The organism is Streptomyces sp. NA02950 (assembly GCF_013364155.1).
GTDB lineage: Bacteria > Actinomycetota > Actinomycetes > Streptomycetales > Streptomycetaceae > Streptomyces.
Map to the genome: position 1 here is coordinate 334,629 of NZ_CP054916.1, position 22,145 is coordinate 356,773.

Sequence of the window (22,145 nt, forward strand, 5' to 3'; positions counted from 1 at the left end):
GATCCGAAAACCACGGATCTTCACCTGATCGTCAACCCGGCCCGCGTACAGCAGCTCGCCGTCCGGCGTCCAGCATCCCAGGTCACCGGTGCGATACATGCGATCCGAGCCGGGGAACGGGCACGCCACAAACCGCTCCCCCGTCAAACCCGGACGCCCCGCATACCCCCGCGCCAGCTGCACCCCCGCCAAATACAACTCACCCGTCACCCCAGGCGGCACCGGACGCAAAAACTCATCCAGCACATACACCTGCGTGTTCCACACCGGACGCCCAATCGGCACCAACCCCCCGACCACCCCACCCGCACAATCCCACCACGTCACATCCACCGCAGCCTCAGTCGGACCATACAAATTGAACAACCCCACCCCACCCAACCGGGCACCGAACTCCTCCACCACCTCCCACCCCAACGCCTCACCACTACAGATCACCCACCGCAACCCCGACACCACCCCCACCCCCACCGCCCGCACAAACGCCCCCAGCATCGACGGCACAAAATGCATCACCGTCACACCACACCGACCCACCACATCCACCACATACGCCGCATCCCGATGCCCACCCGGCCGCGCCATCACCAACCCCGCACCCACCACCAACGGCCAGAAAAACTCCCACACCGACACATCAAAACCCGACGGAGTCTTCTGCAACACCCGATCATCCCCACCCAGAGGAAACCGACTCTGCATCCACACCAACCGATTCACGATCGCCCCATGGCACACCACCACACCCTTCGGACGACCCGTCGAACCCGACGTATACATCACATACGCCGGATGAGACCCCAACACCCTTGACACCACCGGACCCGCAGAATGCGACGCCACCTCCGCCACCGTCCCCGGCGCATCCCACACCACCCACCCCGAAGACCCAGCCGCATCACCAGCGGTCGCACTCGTGCACACCACCACCGCCGGACCAGCATCCTCCAACACATACGCAATCCGCTCCGCCGGATACTCCGGATCAACCGGAACGTAAGCAGCACCAGCCTTCAACACCCCCCACAACACCACCACAAGATCAACCGACCGCTCCATCAACACAGCAACCCGACTCTCAGGCCCCACACCCCGCCCGACCAACCACCAGGCCACCCGACTCGACCGCTCATCCAACTCCGCATACGACAACGACAAACCCGCATCATCCACCACCGCCACCGCACCCGGCGTCCGCCCCACCTGCACCCCGAACAACCCCGGCAACGTCCCACCACAAACACCCACCACCGTGTCATTCCACTCCCCCACCACCCACCGCCGCTCGGCCGCGTCGAGTAGTTCCAGGCGGCCGACACGCATCCCCGGGTCGGCGGCCACCTGGTCCAGCACCCTTACGAGCCGTTCGGACAGGGCCCGGACGGTGCGTTCGTCGAGGACGTCGGGGCGGTAGTCGAGCCGTAGTTCGAGCTGGTCGCCCGGGATGACGCCGAGGAACAGCGGGTAGTGGGCCGCGTCCTCGCCGTCCAACCGGCCCACGTTGACGCCGTCGAGGCGCAGCGGGCCTTGAGGGTGTCGCGGATAGTTCTCGTACGCCAGCAGGGTGTCGAATGCCGCGCCCGCACCGGCGAGGCGCTGGATTTCGGTGAGGCCGAGGTGCTGATGTGCCATCAGTTCGACCTGTCGGGTCTGTAGCTCGGCGAGAAGTTCGGAGACCGTCAGGCTCGGGTCGAGACGCACACGTACCGGGATGGTGTTCATGAGCAGTCCGAGCATCCGCTCGGCACCCGACAGATCGGCCGGACGGCCGGCCACGGTGGCTCCGAACACGATGTCGGTCCGGCCGGTGACCATGCCGACCAGGACGCCCCACGCTCCCTGGATCACCGTGTTGAGGGTGAGGCCGTTGACACGCGCCATGTCCCCCAGCCGCGCGGTCAGCTCCGCACCGGCCGTCGTGGTGATCGTCCGGGGTGGCATGGGCTCGCCGCCCCGGTCGTCGGGGGCGACAAGGGTCGGCTCGGAGGCACCGGACAGGGCTTCCCGCCACGCGTCCCGGGCGGCTTCCTTGTCCTGGCGCTCCAGCCAGGCGAGGTAGTCCCGGTACGGGGTCGCCGATGGCAGTCCGCTCGCGTCGCCCCCGGCCGCGTAGATCTCGGAAAGCTCGTCGAACAGGACGGGCAGCGACCAGCCGTCCAGCACGATGTGGTGAAGCGTCACGAAGAGCCGATGGCGTGCCGAACCCAGCCTCACCAGTAGCACCCGGAGCATCGGCGGGGCCGCCAGGTCGAACCGGGCCTGCTCCTCCCGCACCAACCGCGCCACCTCGGCCTCAGCATCCGCCTCGGATAGGCCGGACAGACCGGACAGGTCCACCTCGCGCCAGGGCAGCACGGCCTCGGCGAAGACCACCTGGACGGGGCGTTCCATCCGGGACGTCTGCCGGAACCCGGTCCGCAGGGCGGCGTGCCGGTCCAGCAGAGCCTGCCACGCGCGGCGCAGGATCCCGGTGTCGAGCGTGCCCTCCAAGTCGACGAAGGTCTGCTCGACATAGATGTCACGGGTTTGCTCGTCATACCGAGCGTGGAAGAGCAGGCCCTCCTGCAGCGGGGACAGCGGCCATACGTCGATCAGGCCCGGGACGTCCCTCTCGAACTCCTCGACGTCCTCCTGCCCCAGCGTGACCAGGGGGAAGTCGGACGGGGTGTGTCCGCCGCTGCCGTCCCGGCCGGCGTGGGTGGCGAGTCCGGTCAGCATCGCCGACCAGCCGGAGGCCAGTTCCCGCAGCGTCTCCTCGTCGAACAGGCCGACGGGGCCGACGAGGGAGACGGTCAGCTCGGAGCCTTTCAGGCCCTCGGACACCAGGCCGCCGGCTTCCAGTGCGTGGGAAGCGACCATGCGGGGGTCGGGCCGCCCGTCCAGGCCCAGGCCGTCGACGGGCCGCCAGCTTCCGCCAGAGGTGGCGGGGTCGGTGTGCGTGAGCCGTCCGAGGTAGTTGAAGCCGATCTGTGCGGCGGGCAGTGCGGCGAGTTCGGAGGCCGTCTCCGGGTTGAGGTGACGGAGCATGCCGTAGCCGAGCCCCTCGCCTGGGACGGCCCGCACCTGCTCCTTGACCTGCTTCAGCAGCCGACCCGCCTCCGGGCCACCCGCCCGTACTTGTGCCAGATCGGCGGAGCCGGTCTCCAGCCGTACCGGATGGGAGCTGGTGAACCAGCCGACCGTGCCGGTCAGATCCATGTCGTCGGCGAGCGGCACACGGCCGTGCCCTTCCACGTCGACCAGCAGCCCGCCGGGGACGTCGCGTCCACCGGCCGGACGCCACTCCTCCACGGCCGCCGCCAGACCGGTCAGCAGCACCTCGTCGACACCGGCGTGGAACGCGGTGGGCACTTGGGTCAGCAGCGCCTCGGTGACGGACATCGGCAGTCGCAGCTCGACGCGTCGCATGCCGGCACCCTCGGTGTCGACGGCCGGATCCAGGGCACGGTCGGTGAGCGGGGCGTCCGGGCCGTCCAGCAGCCGGGTCCAGGTCGGCAGTTCGTCCACGCGCTCGGCACTCATCGCCTGCTCGGCCAGGGCAGTGGCCCACTGCTGGAACGAGGTGCCCGCGGCGGGCTCCCCACGGTCCGCGGCCGACTCCCCACGGTCCGCGGCCGGCTCATCCGGGTCGGCGAGCGCGTACGCGGCGGCCAGGTCCGGGACGAGTGTCCGCCAGGACACGACGTCGATCACGAGGTGGTGGGCCACCAGCAGCAGTCGGCCAGGAGCGCCCGGCCCCGCGTCGAACCAGACCACCCGCACCATGACCCCGGCCACCGGGTCGAGTTGCCGCACGGCCTGCTCCGCCTCGGCGGCCATGTCTTCCGTTCCGGCACACACCACGCAGTCGGCGGCCGTCACCCCGTGGCCAGGCTCCGGGATCACCAGCCGACCCGCTTGCCCGTCGAACTCCAGCCGCGCGCGCAGCAGACCGTGCCGGTCGAACAAGGCCTGCACCGCCGCCGCCAGCCGGTCCGGATCCAGCCCTGCGGGGACCTCCAGCAGCATCGACTGGGAGAACGTCCCGGTGAGCGCCGCCGAGCCCGCCCGCTTGGCGAGTTCCAGCATGGCGGGGGTGAGGGGCACCGGCCCGCTGCTCCGCCTGCCGGGCACTGCCGCGTCAGTGGTGGCCGCACCGGCTACGCGGGCCAGTGCGGCGGGGGTGCGGTGTTCGAAGACCTGCCGGGCGGTGATCACCGCACCCGCGCGACGGGCGCGGGCGACGACCAGCATCGACATGATCGAGTCGCCGCCCAGCTCGAAGAACGACTCCTCGGCACCCACCCGGTCCAGGCCCAGCACCTCGGCGAACAAGCCGCACAGGAGTTCCTCGCCCGGGGTCTGCGGGCCTCGGCCGGTGCCGCCGGTGAACTCGGGCGCGGGCAGGGCCGCGCGATCCAGCTTGCCGTTGACGGTGACCGGCAGAGCGTCCAGGAGAAGGATGGCCGAGGGGACCATGTAATCGGGCACCTTGCCCGCCACATACCTCCCCAGCATCTCCGCGTCGAGGTCGTCACCGGCCGGGACCACATACCCCACCAGACGCTTGGCACCCGGCTGATCCTCCCGCACCACCACAGCGACCTGACCGACGCTCTCATGCGCCGCCAACACCGCCTCGACCTCACCCGGCTCGATCCGGAAACCACGGATCTTCACCTGATCATCCGCACGCCCCGCGAACACCAACTGACCCTCGGCGCTCCACCGGACCAGGTCACCGGTGCGATACATCCGCTCACCCGACCCACCGAACGGCGCCGCCACAAAACGCTCCGCCGTCAGACCCGAGCGACCCGCGTACCCACGCGCCAGCCCCGCCCCGGCCACATACAACTCGCCTATGACGCCCGGCGCCACCGGACGCAGAAACTCATCCAGCACATACACCCGACTGTTGTCCATCGGATACCCGAGCGGCACACCATCCGGCACCAACTCCCCAGCCCTGAACGCCAACTGCGTCGTAAACGCCGTCGTCTCCGTCGGCCCGTACGTCGTACGAACCGTCACCTCCGGATACCTCTCCAACAGGGCCCGGATCGCGGACGCGGACACCACATCCCCACCCGTGGACACCTCCCGCACCCCAGCAAAGATCTCCGGCGACTCCTCCGCCAACACCCGGAACAACCCCGCCGTCGCATGAACATTGGTCACACCATGCTCAGCAATCAAACGACCACGCACCGCCGCATCCTTCTCACCCTGCGGCAACACCACCAGCCGCCCACCCCGCGCCAGCGTCACCCACAGCTCATACGTCGAGGCGTCAAACGCATGGTTGGCCTGCACCAGCACCCGCTCCACCACATCGTCACGCCAAACACGGTCCGCAACAAAAGCCGCAATGTTCCCGTGAGTGACCGCCACACCCTTCGGCACACCCGTCGAGCCCGAGGTGTACATCACATACGCCAGACCGTCCGGCGACACAGCCACCTCAACCGGCCCATCCGCCCCCGCGACTTCATCAACCACCACCGGGTCATCCCACCGCACGGCCCCGGCCACCCGGCCCGCATACGCCCCGGTGGTCAGCACCAGCGAAGGCGCCGCATCGGACAGGATGAAACCAATCCGCTCAGCCGGATAGTCCGGATCCACCGGCACATAAGCCGCCCCCGCCCTGACCACACCCAACAAAACCACCACCAGCTCCGCCGAGCGATCCATCACCACACCCACCCGGCTCTCCGGACCCACCCCCCGATCCACCAGCCAACGCGCCACCCGCTCCGCCCGAGCATCCAACTCGGCATACGTCAACGTCACATCCGAACCGACCACCGCCACCGCATCCGGCACACACCCCACCCGCACCGCGAACAACTCCGGCAGCGTACGAACCGACAACGGCCGAGCGGTGTCATTCCACCCCTCCACCACCCGCCCCACCTCGGCAGGCTCCAACACCTCCAGCCGACTCACCCTGATCGACGGATCCGCCGCCACCTGCTCCAGCACCCGCACCAGCCGGTCCGCGAGCGCCCGAGCCGTGGAGCCCTCGAACAGGTCGGTCGGGTACGACAGGTCGCCGTCGATGCCGTCCGGAGTGCCCTGACCGTTCCGGTGCTCGGTGAGGGTCACGGACAGGTCGAACCGGGCGGGCACCGGCGCGGTCTCCTCGGTCCGCACGGTGAGGCCGGGCAGTTCCCAGGCGGGGGCCGGTATGTTCTGGAGCGCCAGCATGATCTGGAAGAGGGGGTGGCGTGACAGCGAGCGCTCGGGACTGAGATCGTCCACCAGCCGCTCGAACGGCACGTCCTGATGGGCGAACGCCGCCACGTCGGTCTCCCGGACCCGGGCCAACAGCTCCTCGAACGTCGGGTCACCGCTCACATCGGTGCGCAGCACCAGCGTGTTCACGAAGAAGCCGACCAGGTCCTCCACGGTGGAGTCGCCACGGCCGGCGACCACCGTGCCCATGGGAAGGTCGGTTCCGGCGCCGAGTCGGGCCAGGAGCATCGCCAGCGCCGTCTGGATCACCATGAACAGGGTGGCCGAACCGTGCTGAGCGGCCTCGGTGAGCGCGGTGTGGGTGGCACCGTCCACCCGGACCGGCACCGACCCGCTCTCGAACGACGGCACCGCGGACCGGACCCGGTCCACGGGCAGCGTCAGTTCCTGGGGGAGGTTGTCCAGCACGCCGCGCCAGTAGCCGAGTTGGGCGCACAGCAGGCTGTCCGGGTCGTCGGGGTCGCCGAGGACGTCGCGCTGCCACAGGGCGTAGTCGGCGTACTGCACCGGCAGCGGCTCCCAGTCCACCGCGGAACCGGCACGGCGTGCCTGGTACGCAGCCTGGAGGTCGCGGGCGAGGACACTCATCGACCAGCCGTCGACCGCGATGTGGTGCGCCACCAGCAGCAGCACGCACTCGGTGTCGGTCAGGACCAGCAGCTCGGTCCGCCACGGCAGATCGCGGGCGAGGTCGAAGCGCCGGCGGGCGGCCTCGGCCAGCGCGGCGGGCAGCTCGTCCTCGGCGAGCCGCCGCCGGTGCAGCCGGGGCCGGCCCTCCGGGCCGTGCAGGATGTGCTGCCGGGGGACGCCGTCCCTCTCGGGAAACACCGTACGCAGGATCTCGTGCCGCTCGGCCAGGTCACCGAGCGCGGCCTCCAACCCGGCCACGTCGAGCGCACCGGACATGCGCAGCGCCAGCGGCACGTTGTAGGCCGCGCCCGCGCCGGCCTCCTCCAACTGGCCGAGGAACCGCATGCGCTGCTGGCCGAAGGAGAGCGGCAGTGGGTCGGGGCGGGTACGCGCGACGACCTGGAGGCGTGCGGCATCCCGCTCCCGCTCCAGCAGGGCGGCGATGCCCGCAGCCGACGAGGCGCCGAACAGCTTGCGGATGTTGATCTCGGCACCGAGGTCCTTGCGGATCCGCCCGATCAGCCGCATGGCGAGCAGCGAGTCGCCGCCCAGCTCGAAGAACGACTGCTCCGCGCCGATGCGTTCGAGGCCCAGCAGCTCACCGAACAGCCCGCACAGCGCCTCCTCCAGCGGGGTCGCCGCGCCCCGGCCCACGGTGTCGCCCAGGGTGGGCGCCGGGAGCGAGGCCCGGTCCAGCTTGCCGTTGACCGTCATCGGCAACGCGTCCAGTACCACCACGGCCGAGGGCACCATGTAGTCCGGCAGAGCCCGCGCGGCGTGCTCGCGCAGCGCGCCGCCGTCGACGTCCTCAGCGACCGGGACGGCATAGGCGACCAGCCGCTTCACACCCGGCTGGTCCTCCCGGGCCACCACCGCCACCTGCCCGACGCTCTCGTGTGCCACCAGCACCGCCTCGACCTCACCGAGCTCGATGCGAAGACCACGGATCTTCACCTGGTCGTCCGCACGGCCGGCGAACACCAACTGGCCCTCGCGGGTCCAGCGCACCAGGTCACCCGTGCGGTACATCCGCTCGCCCGGGTCCGAGAAGGGGCAGGCGACGAAGCGCTCGGAGGTCAGGCCGGGGCGCCGGACGTAGCCGCGCGCCAGGCCCGCCCCGGCGACGTACAGGTCACCGACCACCCCCGGCGCCACCGGGCGCAGGAACTCGTCCAGGACGTACACCCGGGTGTTGGTGACGGGAACGCCGAGGGACACCGCGTCCGGAACCGGGTCGGGAGCCGCCCAGGCGGTGACGACGACGCTGGCCTCTGTCGGCCCGTACTCGTTGTGGAAGGTGCGTCCGGGGGCCCAGCGTCGGACCAGCTCGGGCCCGTACTCCTCACCGCCCAGGACGATGTGCCGGACGGTGTCCCGTACGGTCGCCGAGCGCTCGTCGTCGCCGACGATCGACTCCAGGACGCTCGGGGTGAACGTGACGGCGGTGACGGCCAGTTGCTCCAGCTCCGTCAGGGTGTCGCCGTCGCGGCGGGCGACACAGAGGGTGGCACCGCCCGCCAGCGCGGGGAAGATTTCCGCGACGGACACATCGAACGACACCGACGCGAACTGGAGCACCCGGTCGCCCGGACCCCAGCCGTAGCGGTCCACGCGCCAGGCCACCAGGTTGGACAGGCCCCGGTGGGTGACCGCGACGCCCTTCGGTGTCCCGGTCGACCCGGAGGTGTAGATCACGTACGCCGTATGGGAAAGGCGCAGGGGGGCGGCCCGGTCGGCGTCGACGGGCGCGGTCGTGGGAGCGGCAGCGATCTCGCCCGCGGTGGACGGGTCGTCCATGGCGAGGAAGGGGAAGGGGGCATCGGCCGGTGCGCTCGCACGGGTGCACAGAACAAGCACAGGGTTGGTGTCGGCCAGCATCAGCCGGATACGGTCCGCCGGATAGGCGGGATCCACGGGTACATAGGCGGCACCCGACGTGAGCACGCCGAGCAGTACGGCGACCAGCTCGACCGACCGCTCCATGAGGACGGCGACCCGGTCCTCCGGGCCGATGCCGCGGCCGAGCAGCGCGTGGGCGACCTGGTTCGCACGCGCCTCCAGCTCCGCATACGTCAGCGTGACCTCCCCGTCCGTCACCGCCACGGCATCCGGGGTGCGGGCCACCTGGGCCCGGAACAGCTCGGGCAAGGTCCGGGCGGAGGTCTCCCGGGCGGTGTCGTTCCAGGTATGGAGCACCGCCTGCCGTTCGGTCGGGTCGAGCACGTCCAGCTCGCTGAGCCGCATTCCGGGTTCGGCGGCCACCTGCGCCAGGACAGCCTGGAGCCGACGGGCGAGGTCGTGGGCCGTGGTGCCGTCGAACAGATCCTTGGCGTACCGAAGGTCGCCCGCGATCCCGGCCGGCGCGCCGCGCTCATCTCGGCGCTCGGCCAGGTTGAACGACAGGTCGACGCGCGCCGGGACCGCCTCGTCGGGCAGTGCTCGTTCGTCCACGGCTTCGACCGTCAGGCCCGGCAGTTCCCATTGCGCGGGCGGCACGTTCTGCAGCACCAGCATGATCTGGAACAGCGGATGCCGGGACAGTGACCGCTCCGGGTTCAGCTCGTCCACCAACCGCTCGAACGGCACGTCCTGATGGGCGTAGGCCGCCAGATCCGCATCCCGGACCCGCCCCAACAGCTCCGCGAACGTCGGATCGCCGCTGACATCGGTGCGCAGCACCAGCGTGTTCACGAAGAACCCGGCCAGATCCTCCAGCGCACGGTCTCCCCGCCCGGCCACCGCCGTACCCACCGGGAGGTCGCTCCCCGCGCCGAGCCGGGTGAGCAGCATCGCCAGCGCCGCCTGCACCACCATGAACACGGTGGCCGAACCCTGACGCGCCACCTCCAGCAGCGCCGCGTGTGTCTCCGGGTCCACCTCGACCGCCACGGAGCCACCCCGGAACGACGCCACCGCCGGCCGCATCCGATCCGCCGGAAGCGCCAGCTCCTCCGGCAGGCCGGTCAATGCCGCCCGCCAGTAGTCCAGTTGGCCGCTGATCAGGCTGTCCGGGTCGTCCGGATCGCCCAGCACCTCACGCTGCCATAGCGCGTAGTCGGCGTACTGCACCCCCAGCGGCGCCCACTGCGGCACACCACCACCCAGCCGAGCCGCATACGCCACCCGCAGATCACTCGCCAGGACCCCCATCGACCAGCCGTCCACCGCGATGTGATGCGCCACCACCAGCAGCACGCACTCACACTCCGACAGCGCCACCAACGACACCCGCCACGGCAGCTCACCAGCCAGATCAAAGCCCCGCGCCGCCTCCCCGACCAGCACCCCCGCCAGCTCCGCCTCGCCGACGTCGCACACGTGTAATTCCGGCCGACCCGCCGCACCCACCAGAATCCGCTGCCGCGGCACACCATCGACCGCCGGAAACACCGTACGAAGACTCTCGTGCCGATCGGCCACATCACCCAGCGCGGCCTCAAGCGCGGTCAGGTCCAGGTCACCGGAGAGGCGCAGCGCGAACGCCATGTTGTAAGCGGCGCCCACCCCCGCTTCCTCGAGCTGGTTGAGGAACCACATCCGCTGCTGGCCGAACGACAGCGGCAGCACATCGGGGCGGTCCGCCGCGACCAGGGCGGCGCGGACTCCGGTGTCCCGCCGGGCGTCGACCATTCGGGCGAGTTCAGCGACCGTGGGTCCACGGAACAGATCACTGATACCAATCTCGGCGTCGAGCACCGTACGGATCCGGACGATCAGACGGGTCGCCAGCACGGAGTCGCCGCCCAGCTCAAGGAACGAGTCCTCGGCTCCCACCCACTCCAGGCCGAGCACCTCGCGGAACAGACCGCACAGGATCTCTTCCATCGGCGTGGCCGGACCGCGCCCGGTGGATCCGCCGAACTCGGGGGCGGGCAGCGCCGCCCGGTCCAGCTTGCCGTTGACCGTCACCGGCAGGCCGTCCAGGACCACCACAGCAGCGGGGACCATGTACTCGGGGAGCCGGTCGGCGACGTACTCCCGCAGCGTCTCGGTCTCCCCATCGGCGACCGGTACGACGTAGGCCACCAGCCGTTTGACCCCCGGCTGATCCTCCCGGGCCACCACCGCCACCTGACCGACACCCTCATGCCCGGCCAGCACCGACTCGATCTCACCCAACTCGATCCGAAAACCACGGATCTTCACCTGATCGTCAACCCGGCCCGCGTACAGCAGCTCACCCTGGGCGGACCACCGCGCCCTGTCGCCCGTCCGGTACATGCGATCCGAGCCGGGGAACGGGCACGCCACAAACCGCTCCCCCGTCAAACCCGGACGCCCCGCATACCCCCGCGCCAGCTGCACCCCCGCCAAATACAACTCACCCGTCACCCCAGGCGGCACCGGACGCAAAAACTCATCCAGCACATACACCTGCGTGTTCCACACCGGACGCCCAATCGGCACCAACCCCCCGACCACCCCACCCGCACAATCCCACCACGTCACATCCACCGCAGCCTCAGTCGGACCATACAAATTGAACAACCCCACCCCACCCAACCGGACACCGAACTCCTCCACCACCTCCCACCCCAACGCCTCACCACTACAGATCACCCACCGCAACCCCGACACCACCCCCACCCCCACCGCCCGCACAAACGCCCCCAGCATCGACGGCACAAAATGCATCACCGTCACACCACACCGACCCACCACATCCACCACATACGCCGCATCCCGATGCCCACCCGGCCGCGCCATCACCAACCCCGCACCCACCACCAACGGCCAGAAAAACTCCCACACCGACACATCAAAACCCGACGGAGTCTTCTGCAACACCCGATCATCCCCACCCAGAGGAAACCGACTCTGCATCCACACCAACCGATTCACAATCGCCCCATGGCACACCACCACACCCTTCGGACGACCCGTCGAACCCGACGTATACATCACATACGCCGGATGAGACCCCAACACCCTTGACACCACCGGACCCGCAGAATGCGACGCCACCTCCGCCACCGTCCCCGGCGCATCCCACACCACCCACCCCGAAGACCCAGCCGCATCACCAGCGGTCGCACTCGTACACACCACCACCGCCGGACCAGCATCCTCCAACACATACGCAATCCGCTCCGCCGGATACTCCGGATCAACCGGAACGTAAGCAGCACCAGCCTTCAACACCCCCCACAACACCACCACAAGATCAACCGACCGCTCCATCAACACAGCAACCCGACTCTCAGGCCCCACACCCCGCCCGACCAACCACCAGGCCACCCGACTCGACCGCTCATCCAACTCCGCATACGACAACGACAAACCCGCATCATCCACCACCGCCACCGCACCCGGCGTCCGCCCCACCTGCACCCCGAACAACCCCGGCAACGTCCCACCACAAACACCCACCACCGTGTCATTCCACTCCCCCACCACCCACCGCCGCTCGCGGTCCATGAGGGCGTCGAGCCGTCCCACCGGGGTGTGGGGTGCCTCAGCGGCCGCTTCCAGGAAGGCGCTGAAGGCCTTTTGGTGGGCGGTGAAGTCGTCCGTGCCCGGCGACGAAACGTCGCCGTCGAAGTCGATCCGGATCCGGCCGTCGCCGGATCCCCCACGGACGGTGATCATCAGGTCCTCGACGGGCGGGACCGAGACGTCGTGCGCCCTACCCACCGAGCCCGCGAAATCCAGGTCGTGGTCGAAGGCGACAACGTTGACCAGAGGCCCGAACTGCCGTTTGCCGCCGGCCGGCCAGTCGAGTTCGCGACGCAGGTCCTCGCCCCGGAACCGCTGGTGCCGTGCGATGTCGCGCAGTTCGTCCCGCGCCCTCCGGGCCAGGGTGAGGGTGTCGTCCCGCGGATCGACCCGCACTCGCATCGGCACGATGTTGGCCATCGTGCCGGGTGTGCGCCCGGAGAGCGCCGTGATCCGGCCTGTCACGGAGACGCTGAAGACGACATCCTCAAGTCCGGTGATGCGGCTGAAATAGGCGGCGGCCGTGCCGATGACAACATGTGCCCAGTTGACGCGGGACGCCGCGGGCAGCTGTCGTAGCCGCTGCGCGCTGGAGGCGTCGAGCCAGGTGGTCTCCCGCCGGAAGGCGGCGTCGGCCCCGCCGCCGACGGGCAGGCTCACCGGGTCGGGCCGGTCGGCGAAGCGGCCGGTCCAATAGGCGCGGTCCCGGTCCTGGGCGGCGGAGCCCCGGTACCTCTCCTCCTCGTCGAGGAGGTCCGTGAGCGATCCGAACCGGGGGCGGGCACAGGGCGTCCCACGGACGAGGGCGGTGTAGATCTCCGCCACGCGCCGCCCGAAGACGGACCAGCCGTAGGCGTCCATCACGACGTGGTTGTACCGCTGGTACCAGAGGTGACGGTGCTCGGAGGTCCGCAGAAGCGCGTAGGAGAAGAGGGGGCTGGCCGTCGGATCCGCCGGGGAGGCCAGGTCCTCGCGCATCCAGGCATGCGCCTCGCCCTCCGGGTCCGGGGAGGCGCTCAGGTCGAGAACGGTGAGGGACCACTCGGGGTCCGCGGGGATCTGGTGGGGGCCGGCGAGGTCCTCCTCGATCCGGACGTTGAGTCCCTCGGTCTCCGCGACGGCCTGCCGCAGCGCGGTCTCGAACGTGGGCCCGTCGACCGGCCCGTCGATCTCCACGTACTCCCCGGAGTTGTAGACGGGGCTGGGATCGCCGATGCGCTGCGCGAGCCAGATGTCGTACTGGGCCGCGGACAGGGGCAGTCGACGGTCGTCCTGAGACATGCGAGTCCCCTCACTCCAGGTTCGGTACGTTGCGAGCGCGGCGTCAGTCGGCCGCCACCAGGCCGTAGATGGACGCGAGGCTCGGTGCCTCGAGCAGATCGATGACGCTGACGCTCCGTCCCGCCCACTCCTCCAGGGCGGTGACGAGCCACAGCAGGTGGACGGAGTCCCACCCGGGCAGGTCGTGCAGACCACGCTCGGCGTCCTCGACGGTCACGAGCAGCCCGATCTCCTCGCGGATCAGGGCGATGAACTCTTCGAGGTCCTTCATGGGAGGTCGCCTTGGGGGGTGTCGTCGATGCGGATATGCGAGGGCACCGGGGCGATGTCGGTCAGCGGGTGCCGGAAGGTCAGCACTTCGGCGCCGCCGCGGGCGCCGTCCTCCGGGCGGCCAGCGATCGGGACGAAGCCGTTCCGCGGGTAGAAGTCGACGACACGCCGGTTCTTGGCGGTCTCGCGGTAGCGGCCGACGACGGCGGTGGCGCCGGTGTCCCGGGCCTGCCGCAGCACCCAGGACAAGCAGGCCTCTTCGATGGACCGGGAGAAGACCCGGCAGCTCAGCAGGAAGTTGTTGATGCGCAGCAGGTCGCCGTCGCGCCGCGCCAGGACCGCGCCGACCAGTCCGTGGTCGCCGAACCGGTCACGGGCGTGGACGGCCAGCGTGAGCGCCGCGGGGTCCTTCGTCAGGGCGAGTACGTCAGCGGGCTGCAGCCGCTCGCCGGTCAGGTTGAACTGATTGGTACGAAGGGTGAGTTGGGCGACCCTGGGCACCTCGGCCTCGGTGGCCGGTCCGATGCGGAGGTGGACGCCCAGCTCGCGCAGGTAGTCCTCGGTCGAGTCGAAGCTGTCGAGGAAGCTCTTGCGTGCCGCCCCCTCCCGGTAGCGGGAGGCCCGGACCCGGTCCTCGGCGGTGACCTCCCGCACATCGAACCAGCCGTCGCGCAGCAGGGCACGCCGGTGCCAGGCGGGTTCGCCGTCCACGTCGATCACCGCGACGCCCGGCAGCTCGCGGCGGACCAACTCGCGTTCGAAGGCGCTGTCGTCGACGAAGACGAAGCTGTCGACGGACAGGCCCAGGGTCTCGGCCAGCTGCCGCAGGTTGTCGTGCTTGGGCTGCCAGTTGGCGACGATGTGGACGAAGTCCTCCTCGCACAGGGCCATGCGCGGGTGCTCGCGCAGGGCCCGGGTCACCGCCTCGGGCTCGTTCTTGCTGATGGCCGCGAGCAGGACGCCCTGCGCGCCGAGCTGGCGGACGACCCGCTGGAACGCCAGGAACGCCTCACCGCGGTGGCCATCGCCGATCTCGATGCCGTCCACTCCGTCGTCGCCGAGCACGCCACCCCAGAGGGTGTTGTCGAGGTCGAGCACGAGACATTTCTTGGCGTGTCCGGTCAGTTGCCGGGCCAGGTGGCCGATCTCCTCCGCGTACGCGGAGAGCAGGCCGTCGGTCAGATGAGCCTTGGCGTAGGTGCTGAGCCTGTCGTCGCTGACCGGCACCCCCTGTGCGGCGATGGGGTCCAGGTCGAGTACGACGACCGAGGGGTTGTCCTCGGCCAGCCGCAGCAGCCGTGCGTTGGCCTCCCGCCACACCGCGCCCAGTCGGCCGCGGGACCGGTGGTCCACGAGCTGGCGGGTGTGGCCCGGCAGCAGGGGCATCGTGTTGAGCACCAGCGTGCCGGGGGTCTCGGCGAACCGGGCGGCGAGCCGTTCGATCAGGGCGAGCTTCTCCGCCGCGACCCGGGCCACGTCGTCGGCGCCCCAGACCACCGGCACCTCATCGAACACGATCATCGGGTCCAGGACGCACAGGACGAGGTCCGGGCGGGCCGTGTTCAGGGCGCCTGCGGGGTCGAGCAGGTCGAAGACGTAGTTGTCGAAGTCGGACAGTGCCGTGCGCGCCACCAGGCCGTGCCGGGCCAGCTGCGCGGCCAGCGCCGGGGCCAGTGCCGCGAGGGTGCCGTGACCGGTGATGCCGATGGTGACAAGGGGCACTTCGGTGTGGGTCCGGGTTATGTCCTCGGGGTCGAGCCGGGCGAGCAGCCGTCCGGCGCGCAGCAGATCCGCCCCCGAGAGGCGGGCCGCCAGCCGGCCCGCTCGCGGGTACTCGGCGACCAGCCGGCCCGCTTCGGCCAGATTGCGCAGCTCGGCCGCGGCCGAAACGTCAGCGGACACAGGTCACCTCCCCGTCGGTTCGGTGTCCGTCCCGTGGGGACGGAGGTCGCCGCCGCCCAGGATCCGCAGCGGAGGCGGGCCGGCGGGGACGCCCTCGGCCGAGCCGGCGGGCGCGGACGCGCCGGGCGGCGGGCCATCGGGTACGGCCTGCCGGGGGCCGCCCGGCGGCGGACCGCCGGGGGCGCCGAAGGGATCCGGGCCACCCGGGCCACGCGGCCCGCCCGGGCCGCTGAAGCTCCCCGGGCCGCCGGGGCCGCCGGGGGGCGGACCGGCGGGCAGGCCGAACTGCGGGCCACCGAAGTGCTGCGGGCCACCGGGGCCGCCGAAGGGATCGGTGCCGCCCGCGAGCTGGGCGACGGGTTGGGGGTCCTCGGCCAGGGGGCGCTGCGCGGCGAACTGGGTGCGGTAGAGCTCCGCGTAGAGCCCGCCTTGCAGCAGCAGGTCCTCGTGGACGCCCTGCTCCCGGATCTCGCCGCCCTCGACGACCAGGATCTGGTCGGCCTCGCGGATGGTGGACAGCCGGTGGGCGATCACCAGGGAGGTGCGGCCCGCGAGTGCGGTCTTCAGCGCGCGCTGGACGGCGGCCTCCGACTCCGAGTCCAGGTGCGCGGTGGCCTCGTCGAGGACGACGACCGGGGGCGCCTTGAGGAGCAGCCGGGCCAGGGCGATCCGCTGCTTCTCGCCGCCGGACAGCCGGTAGCCGCGGTCCCCGACAATGGTGTCCAGGCCGTCGGGCAGGGACGAGATCAGGTCCCAGATCTGGGCTGCCTTGCAGGCCTCGGCCAGATCGTCCTCGGTGGCGTCCGGGCGGGCGTACATCAGGTTGGCCCGCAGGGTGTCGTGGAACAGATGCGCGTCCTGGGTGACCATGCCGATGGTCTCCCGGAGCGAGTCAAGGGTCAGGTCGCGGGCGTCGACACCACCGATCCGGACGGTTCCGGAGGTGGGGTCGTACAGCCGGGGCACCAGGTGGCTGATCGTGGTCTTACCCGCGCCGGAGGGCCCGACCAGCGCGGTGAGCGTGCCCGCCGGGAGCTTGAAGGTGAGGTCCTTGAGGGTCAGTGCGTTGCCCTTGCGCACCTGTGAGGGAAGCGCGATCGACTCCAGCGAGGCGAGGGAGACGTCGGAGGCGGCCGGGTAGCGGAAGCTGACGTCCTCGAACCGGATCTCGGGGGACTGCCTGCCGCCGCCGGACGCCTCCGTGGCGTCGGGCTTCTCCGCGATCAGGGGCTTGAGGTCGAGCAGTTCGAAGAGCCGGTCGAAGCTGACGAGCGCCGTCATCACATTGGCCTGGAGGCTGGACAGCTGGTTGATCGGTCCGAACAGCCGGGTGAGCAGTGCGGCCAGGGCGACCAGCGTGCCGAGCTCGAAGGCGTCGCGGATGACGAGGGCGCCGCCGACGCCGTAGGTCACGGCGGTGGCCAGGGTCGCCATCAGGGTGACGGAGACCATGAGCATCCGGGAGTAGACGAAGGTGACGACGCCGATGTCGCGGACCCGGCCGGCCCGCTTGCGGAACAGCTGGGTCTCCTGGGCCGGCCGGCCGTACAGCTTGGACAGCAGCGCGCCCGACACGTTGAAGCGCTCGTGCATCAGCTGGCCCATCTCGGCGTTCTGCTCCATCGACTCCCGCATGAGCCGCTGCATCCGCCGACCGATGATCTTGCCGGGCAGAACGAAGAACGGCAGGAGGAGCAGGGCGACGACGGTGATCAGCCAGGAGAGGTAGAACATCGTGCCGAGCACCAGGGCGAGCGAGAGGACCCCGGACACGACCGTCGACAGCAGCGTGGTGAGGGCCTGTTGAGCCCCCACCACGTCCGTGTTGAGCCGACTGACGAGCGCGCCGGTCTGCGCCCGCGTGAAGAAGGCGAGCGGCTGCTTCTGGACGTGCTGGAAGACCTCGGTGCGCAGATCGAAGATCAGCCCCTCGCTGATGCGGGCCGAGTACAGGCTCTGGGTGAAGGCCGCGGCAGCCTCCAGCAGCGCGAGACCGGCGACGCTCAAGGCCACGGTCAGGACGATGCCGTTGTCCCGGGGGATGATCCCCCTGTCGATGAGGACCTTGAACAGCAAGGGGCTCGCCACCGTGATCACAGCTTCCAGGGTGGTGATCAGCAGGAGAAGCGCCACGGCCCAGCGGTAGGGCTTGATGTAGGGGAGAATCCGCGGCACGGTGCCGGCTTTGATTCTCTGTCGAGTCGGCCCGTCCTCCGAGCCGAACCCGTGTATCACCATTTGCGGCCCCGAGCCGCCGATCATGGCCACCAAATCTCCTTGTTGGTCGAGTCAGCGGACGCGCCTGAGCTATTCGGACTCTTGAAGTCGATCCGGTAATGACCAGCGACCGCGGCCTCTTCCCGAAAGGGAAAGCAGAATCTGCTCGTCGCGGTCCAGGTGTTCGAGGTACGCGAAAAGATCCGTTACAGAGCGCGCTCGTACTGCTTCATTTCCTCGATGAGGCTCTTGGGGCGCATATCCGTCCAGGTCTCCTCGATGTAGTCGAGGCAGGCCCTCCGGGTGTCCTCGCCGAACGCAATCTCCCAGCCTGCCGGAACGTCCGCGAACGTGGGCCAGAGGGAGTACTGCCCCTCATCGTTGACGAGCGCGTAGAACACACCGTCCTCGTTGTCGAACGGATTCGCCATGTTCGTCCCTCCCCGTGAAGCCGATCCGATTCCAGAAAGGCGCGTGCCTTTCGAATTATTCGACTTCGAGCGATCGTAGTTGCCGAGATCTCAGGCGACAAGCAAGGCAGACGTGCGTCCAACCATCCGATTCCGACACTTGGACACCTGCTGGATCATCAAAATCCCGTCACCGCGGCAACGATTGGCGGTTTTCCCTGCGAGCGTCATGCGAAAACGGCCGACTGTCGGGCCAACGGCCGTCCAACCGTGCATTTTCGCCCCTCACCGAGACGCTCCACCACCACACAGCCCTCAAGATCCGAAGCGACCTCACAGAGTCCTACTGGGGAAGGGGCGGTCGGGGTGCCCAACGGGTTTTCCCGGTCCTCAGGTCCGGACCGACGTTGCCAGGTGAGGGTCTCTAACCTCGATCGTTCATGAGGGCCCGTCAGCTTGCTGACGGGCCCTTTGTGGTGGGTGTTGGTCGGGGTTTTCGGGGTCTGGGCAGGCTGATGGCCCGGTTGTCGCGCCGGGTGTGCGCCGGGTTCCACTGTTCCGGTGGGGTGGCGCTGCTTGCAGGGACGAGGAAAACACTAGCCTCGCGCTTTCGTGAAGCGGGCTGTCCGACAGGCGGTCAGGAAAGCAGAAAGTGCCCCTGACCAGCAAGAATGAGGATTGTCGAGGTCCTTGTTCCTGCCACCGCCGGAGGCACTTCCCAGGTGAAGCACTCTATCGGGTCCTACCCCCGTGTCCGTGTCCAGGATGACGGCCGCCAGGTCGTCTCCCAGGCCGGGTCGGTCCTGCTCGTCGAAACGGTCCGCAAGACCGGTCTCGACCAGGCCATATCCCAGGCTCTGGTTCCGTGGCGCAAACCTCGGGCCGTTCACGATCCCGGCAAGGCCCTCCTGGACGTCGCCCTGGCGGTCGCACTGGGCGGGGACTGCCTCGCGGACGTGGCGATGCTGCGGTGCGAGCCAGCCGTCTTCGGCCCGGTCGCCTCCGACCCGACCATCTCCCGCCTGATCGACACCCTCGCCGCCTCCGGCGACAAAGCCCTGCATGCCATCCGGTCCGCACGGTCTGAAGTCCGCCATCGTGCCTGGTCGTTGGCCGGCAAGAACGCCCCGGACGCCGACGGCCAGGTCGTCATCGATCTCGACGGCGTCCTCGTGATCGCCCACTCTGACAAGGAGGACGCAGCAGCGACCTGGAAGAAGACCTACGGCCATCACCCGCTGACAGCTTTCGTCGACCACGGACCGGGCGGAACCGGTGAGCCGGTCGCCGCCCTCCTCCGACCGGGAAACGCAGGCTCGAACACCGCTGCCGACCACATCGCCACCGCCCAACTGGCCCTCGCCCAGCTGCCGAAGAAGTACCGGCGAGGGCGGCAGACGCTGATCCGCACGGACTCCGCCGGCGGAACCCACGACTTCGTGTCCTGGCTCGCGAAACGAGGCCGATGGCTGTCCTACTCGGTCGGCATGGTGATCACCGAGGCGATCCACGAACACGTACTGCAGATCCCAGCCTCAGCCTGGACCCCGGCCGTCAAGACCGATGGCGAGGCCCGTGACGGGGCCTGGGTCGCCGAGCTCACCGGCAAGCTCCTGGACGGCTGGCCCGAAGGCATGCGACTGATCGTCCGAAAGGAACGACCACATCCCGGCGCCCAGTTGAGGATCACGGACGCGGACGGCATGCGGATCACGTGCTTCGCGACCAACACCCCAAACCGGCCGATCGCTGAGCTCGAGCTCCGTCACCGGCTGCGGGCCAGGGCCGAGGACCGGATCCGAGCCGCCCGGTCCACCGGCCTGCGCAACCTGCCCCTTCACACAACAGCCCAGAACAAGGTCTGGCTGGAGATCGTCCAGATTGCCCTCGACCTGCTGGCCTGGATGCCCATGCTCGCCCTCACCGGCAAGGCCCGGCTCTGGGAACCCCGCCGACTGCGGTTCCGCCTGTTCTCCGCAGCCGCCCAACTCGTCACCACCGGCCGCCGCAGAATCCTCCGCCTCGCCCAGCACTGGCCCTGGACCAGGGAGATCACTGCCGCCCTCGAACGACTCGCGATCCTGCCCACCCCCGGCTGACCAGCAACTCTCCACCGTCCCGACGACAACATCACCCGCCCCGGGCAGTGGAACCCGGCGCCCACCCGACGCGACAACCGGGCCGCTGGCCTGCCCACCATCAGCTCCGGAAACAGAAAGGGTCCACCGACTCCGTCGACGGACCCCCGCGAAAGATCGAGGCTAGTCAGCCGGTGGTCGGCAGGGCGTGGAGTCGTTCCAAGGCTTCGGTGATCACAGCTGTCCAGGGCCAGGACGGCTTGGGGGATGGCGTCGATGATGGTCATGCCGACCGAGTACGACAGCCACCTGCCGCGCTGGGCGAGCCAGGCGACGAACTCGTGCGTGCCGTCGCCGGAGTCGGTACGGATCAACGTCTGCCGGACGCGCCGCAACCAGTGATCTCGGTGGCTCGGCCCAGCAGTTGCCTTGCCTGATCGAGGCGGCCCACTGGCGGGTGCGCGGCCTGCGCGCGGTGACCGTGGCGTTCCCTGGCTCCGGCGCCCCTGTGCCCTGCGCCGCGCTGAGCTCAGATACGGGCGCGGCCGAGACGGCCGACGTGTCAACCTCTGGTGCATGGCGCTGGAAGCCGTCGAGGGCAGGCTGCGCAGCCTGCCGGAGGTTGGGGGTTACGACAGCCTGGCCGGGGTGGCCCGCGGGGCCTGCTGCACACGACGGCGGTGAGCGCGACCGCAGGCCGAGCCGCCTGGCGTAGCGGGCTCTCGCCCGGCCGAAGGCCGAAGCCCCCGGCGCACAGCGCCGGGAACCCACCGCGCGTACCCGCGAAGGATGGAAGCCCCAAAGCCCCCTGATCTTCGCAACTGGCTGGTTACGCCGGTACCGGGAGCCGGCCTGGCCGACGCCACGGCTGCCCGCGCTTCGCGACGTCCTGACGCTGGCTTGCCCGCTCCGGCTGAGCGCCATACTGGGCGCCCGGCTCTTGGTCGGGACCGGCGACGACGGACTCGCCTTTCCGCCGACGACGTAGCCGGGGAGGCTCCCACCCTTGGTGTTCGACCAGCACCCTCCCGAGTGCGTGTTTACCCTGTTTTTCTATATTTTGTCGCTATTCTGTGGTGACGCCCGCTCATCCGGAGTAGGCCAGGTAACCAGAGGGAGCCGTGGTGGCTGAGCCGATTACTAAGTTCGACCCGAGTGGCAAGGCCACGATCCTCAGCTACAACGTTCCGGAGCCGACCTCCTACAGCGGGCGCAACATCATCGCCTTGGATGTGGACAACCCCAAGGAGTGGTTCCGCGACTCCGCGTTCAAGGCTCCAGAGCGCACACCGGCCCAAGCACTGCGCGAGCTGACCGCTACGGATGTGGCCACGATGCTTCGCACCGGAGACCTCAAGACCTTCCCCGGGATCAGGAACCCAGCCGCCACCCACGCCGGGCTATTTGCCCCGCACAGCGCGGTCGCAGGCAGCGCGGGCGCGCTGGACACGGCCACCACCAGCGTTCTGGCCCAGGCTCTGCGCAAGGCCACGGTCGAACCGGATTTGACGCCTCTGACCGAAACAGCAGGCGTGCCGTCCCCCACTCCGCCTCCGTCTCCGCCTAGCCTCGATCGTTCATGAGGGGTCGTCAGTTTGCTGGCGGACTCTTTGTGGTGGGGGTTTCGGCGTCTGGGCAGGCTGACGGCCCGGTTGTCGCGTCGGGTGGGCGCCGGGTTCCA

Annotated in this window: 7 protein-coding genes and 1 pseudogene (1 of these 8 only partly in view); 2 read left to right on the plus strand and 6 right to left on the minus strand. The window is 69.6% G+C overall.

The annotated features are described in order from the left end of the window. The 5 genes from HUT19_RS01205 to HUT19_RS01225 form a co-directional block, all read right to left on the minus strand. On the minus strand, positions 1-13,587 hold the 5' portion of the coding sequence (locus tag HUT19_RS01205; RefSeq protein ID WP_176178652.1) for a non-ribosomal peptide synthase/polyketide synthase. It extends 6,678 nt beyond the left edge of the window; the window shows 13,587 of its 20,265 coding nt (coding positions 1-13,587); its start codon is at positions 13,585-13,587; its stop codon lies beyond the left edge, outside the window. A 43-nt stretch (positions 13,588-13,630) separates the two neighbouring features. Then, positions 13,631-13,858, minus strand: a complete 228-nt coding sequence (locus HUT19_RS01210) for an acyl carrier protein (protein ID WP_176178653.1) — start codon at positions 13,856-13,858, stop codon at positions 13,631-13,633. Further along, positions 13,855-15,759: an HAD family hydrolase gene (locus tag HUT19_RS01215; RefSeq protein ID WP_176178654.1), complete on the minus strand. Its 1,905-nt coding sequence runs from the start codon at positions 15,757-15,759 to the stop codon at positions 13,855-13,857. The genes HUT19_RS01210 and HUT19_RS01215 overlap by 4 nt, the downstream gene beginning before the upstream one ends. A 3-nt stretch (positions 15,760-15,762) precedes the next feature. Then, positions 15,763-17,934, minus strand: a complete 2,172-nt coding sequence (locus tag HUT19_RS01220) for an ABC transporter ATP-binding protein (protein ID WP_254885361.1) — start codon at positions 17,932-17,934, stop codon at positions 15,763-15,765. Positions 17,935-18,182: 248 nt separating this feature from the next. Then, the gene (locus HUT19_RS01225; protein ID WP_176178655.1) at positions 18,183-18,407 is read right to left on the minus strand and encodes an MbtH family protein; all 225 of its coding nucleotides are present in this window, start codon (positions 18,405-18,407) and stop codon (positions 18,183-18,185) included. Between the two features lie 701 nt (positions 18,408-19,108). Between HUT19_RS01225 and HUT19_RS01230 the strand changes: the two genes are divergently transcribed. Continuing rightward, on the plus strand, positions 19,109-20,485 hold the full coding sequence (locus HUT19_RS01230) for an IS1380 family transposase (RefSeq protein WP_176178656.1): 1,377 nt from the start codon (positions 19,109-19,111) through the stop codon (positions 20,483-20,485). A gap of 230 nt (positions 20,486-20,715) precedes the next feature. On the opposite strand, the pseudogene HUT19_RS01235 reads toward HUT19_RS01230, so the two are convergent. Next, positions 20,716-20,856, minus strand: a pseudogene (locus HUT19_RS01235) (IS1380 family transposase); the annotation flags it as partial. 732 nt (positions 20,857-21,588) lie between these two features. Between HUT19_RS01235 and HUT19_RS01240 the strand changes: the two are divergent. Then, complete coding sequence (locus tag HUT19_RS01240; RefSeq protein ID WP_176178657.1) at positions 21,589-22,047, plus strand: hypothetical protein; 459 nt, start codon at positions 21,589-21,591, stop codon at positions 22,045-22,047. Positions 22,048-22,145 lie beyond the last annotated feature (98 nt).

Coding starts and splice junctions, on each gene's coding strand:
- HUT19_RS01210 (WP_176178653.1), bottom strand. CDS start 13,858: ATGAAGGACCTCGAAGAGTTCATCGCCCTGATCCGCGAGGAGATCGGG.
- HUT19_RS01225 (WP_176178655.1), bottom strand. CDS start 18,407: ATGGCGAATCCGTTCGACAACGAGGACGGTGTGTTCTACGCGCTCGTC.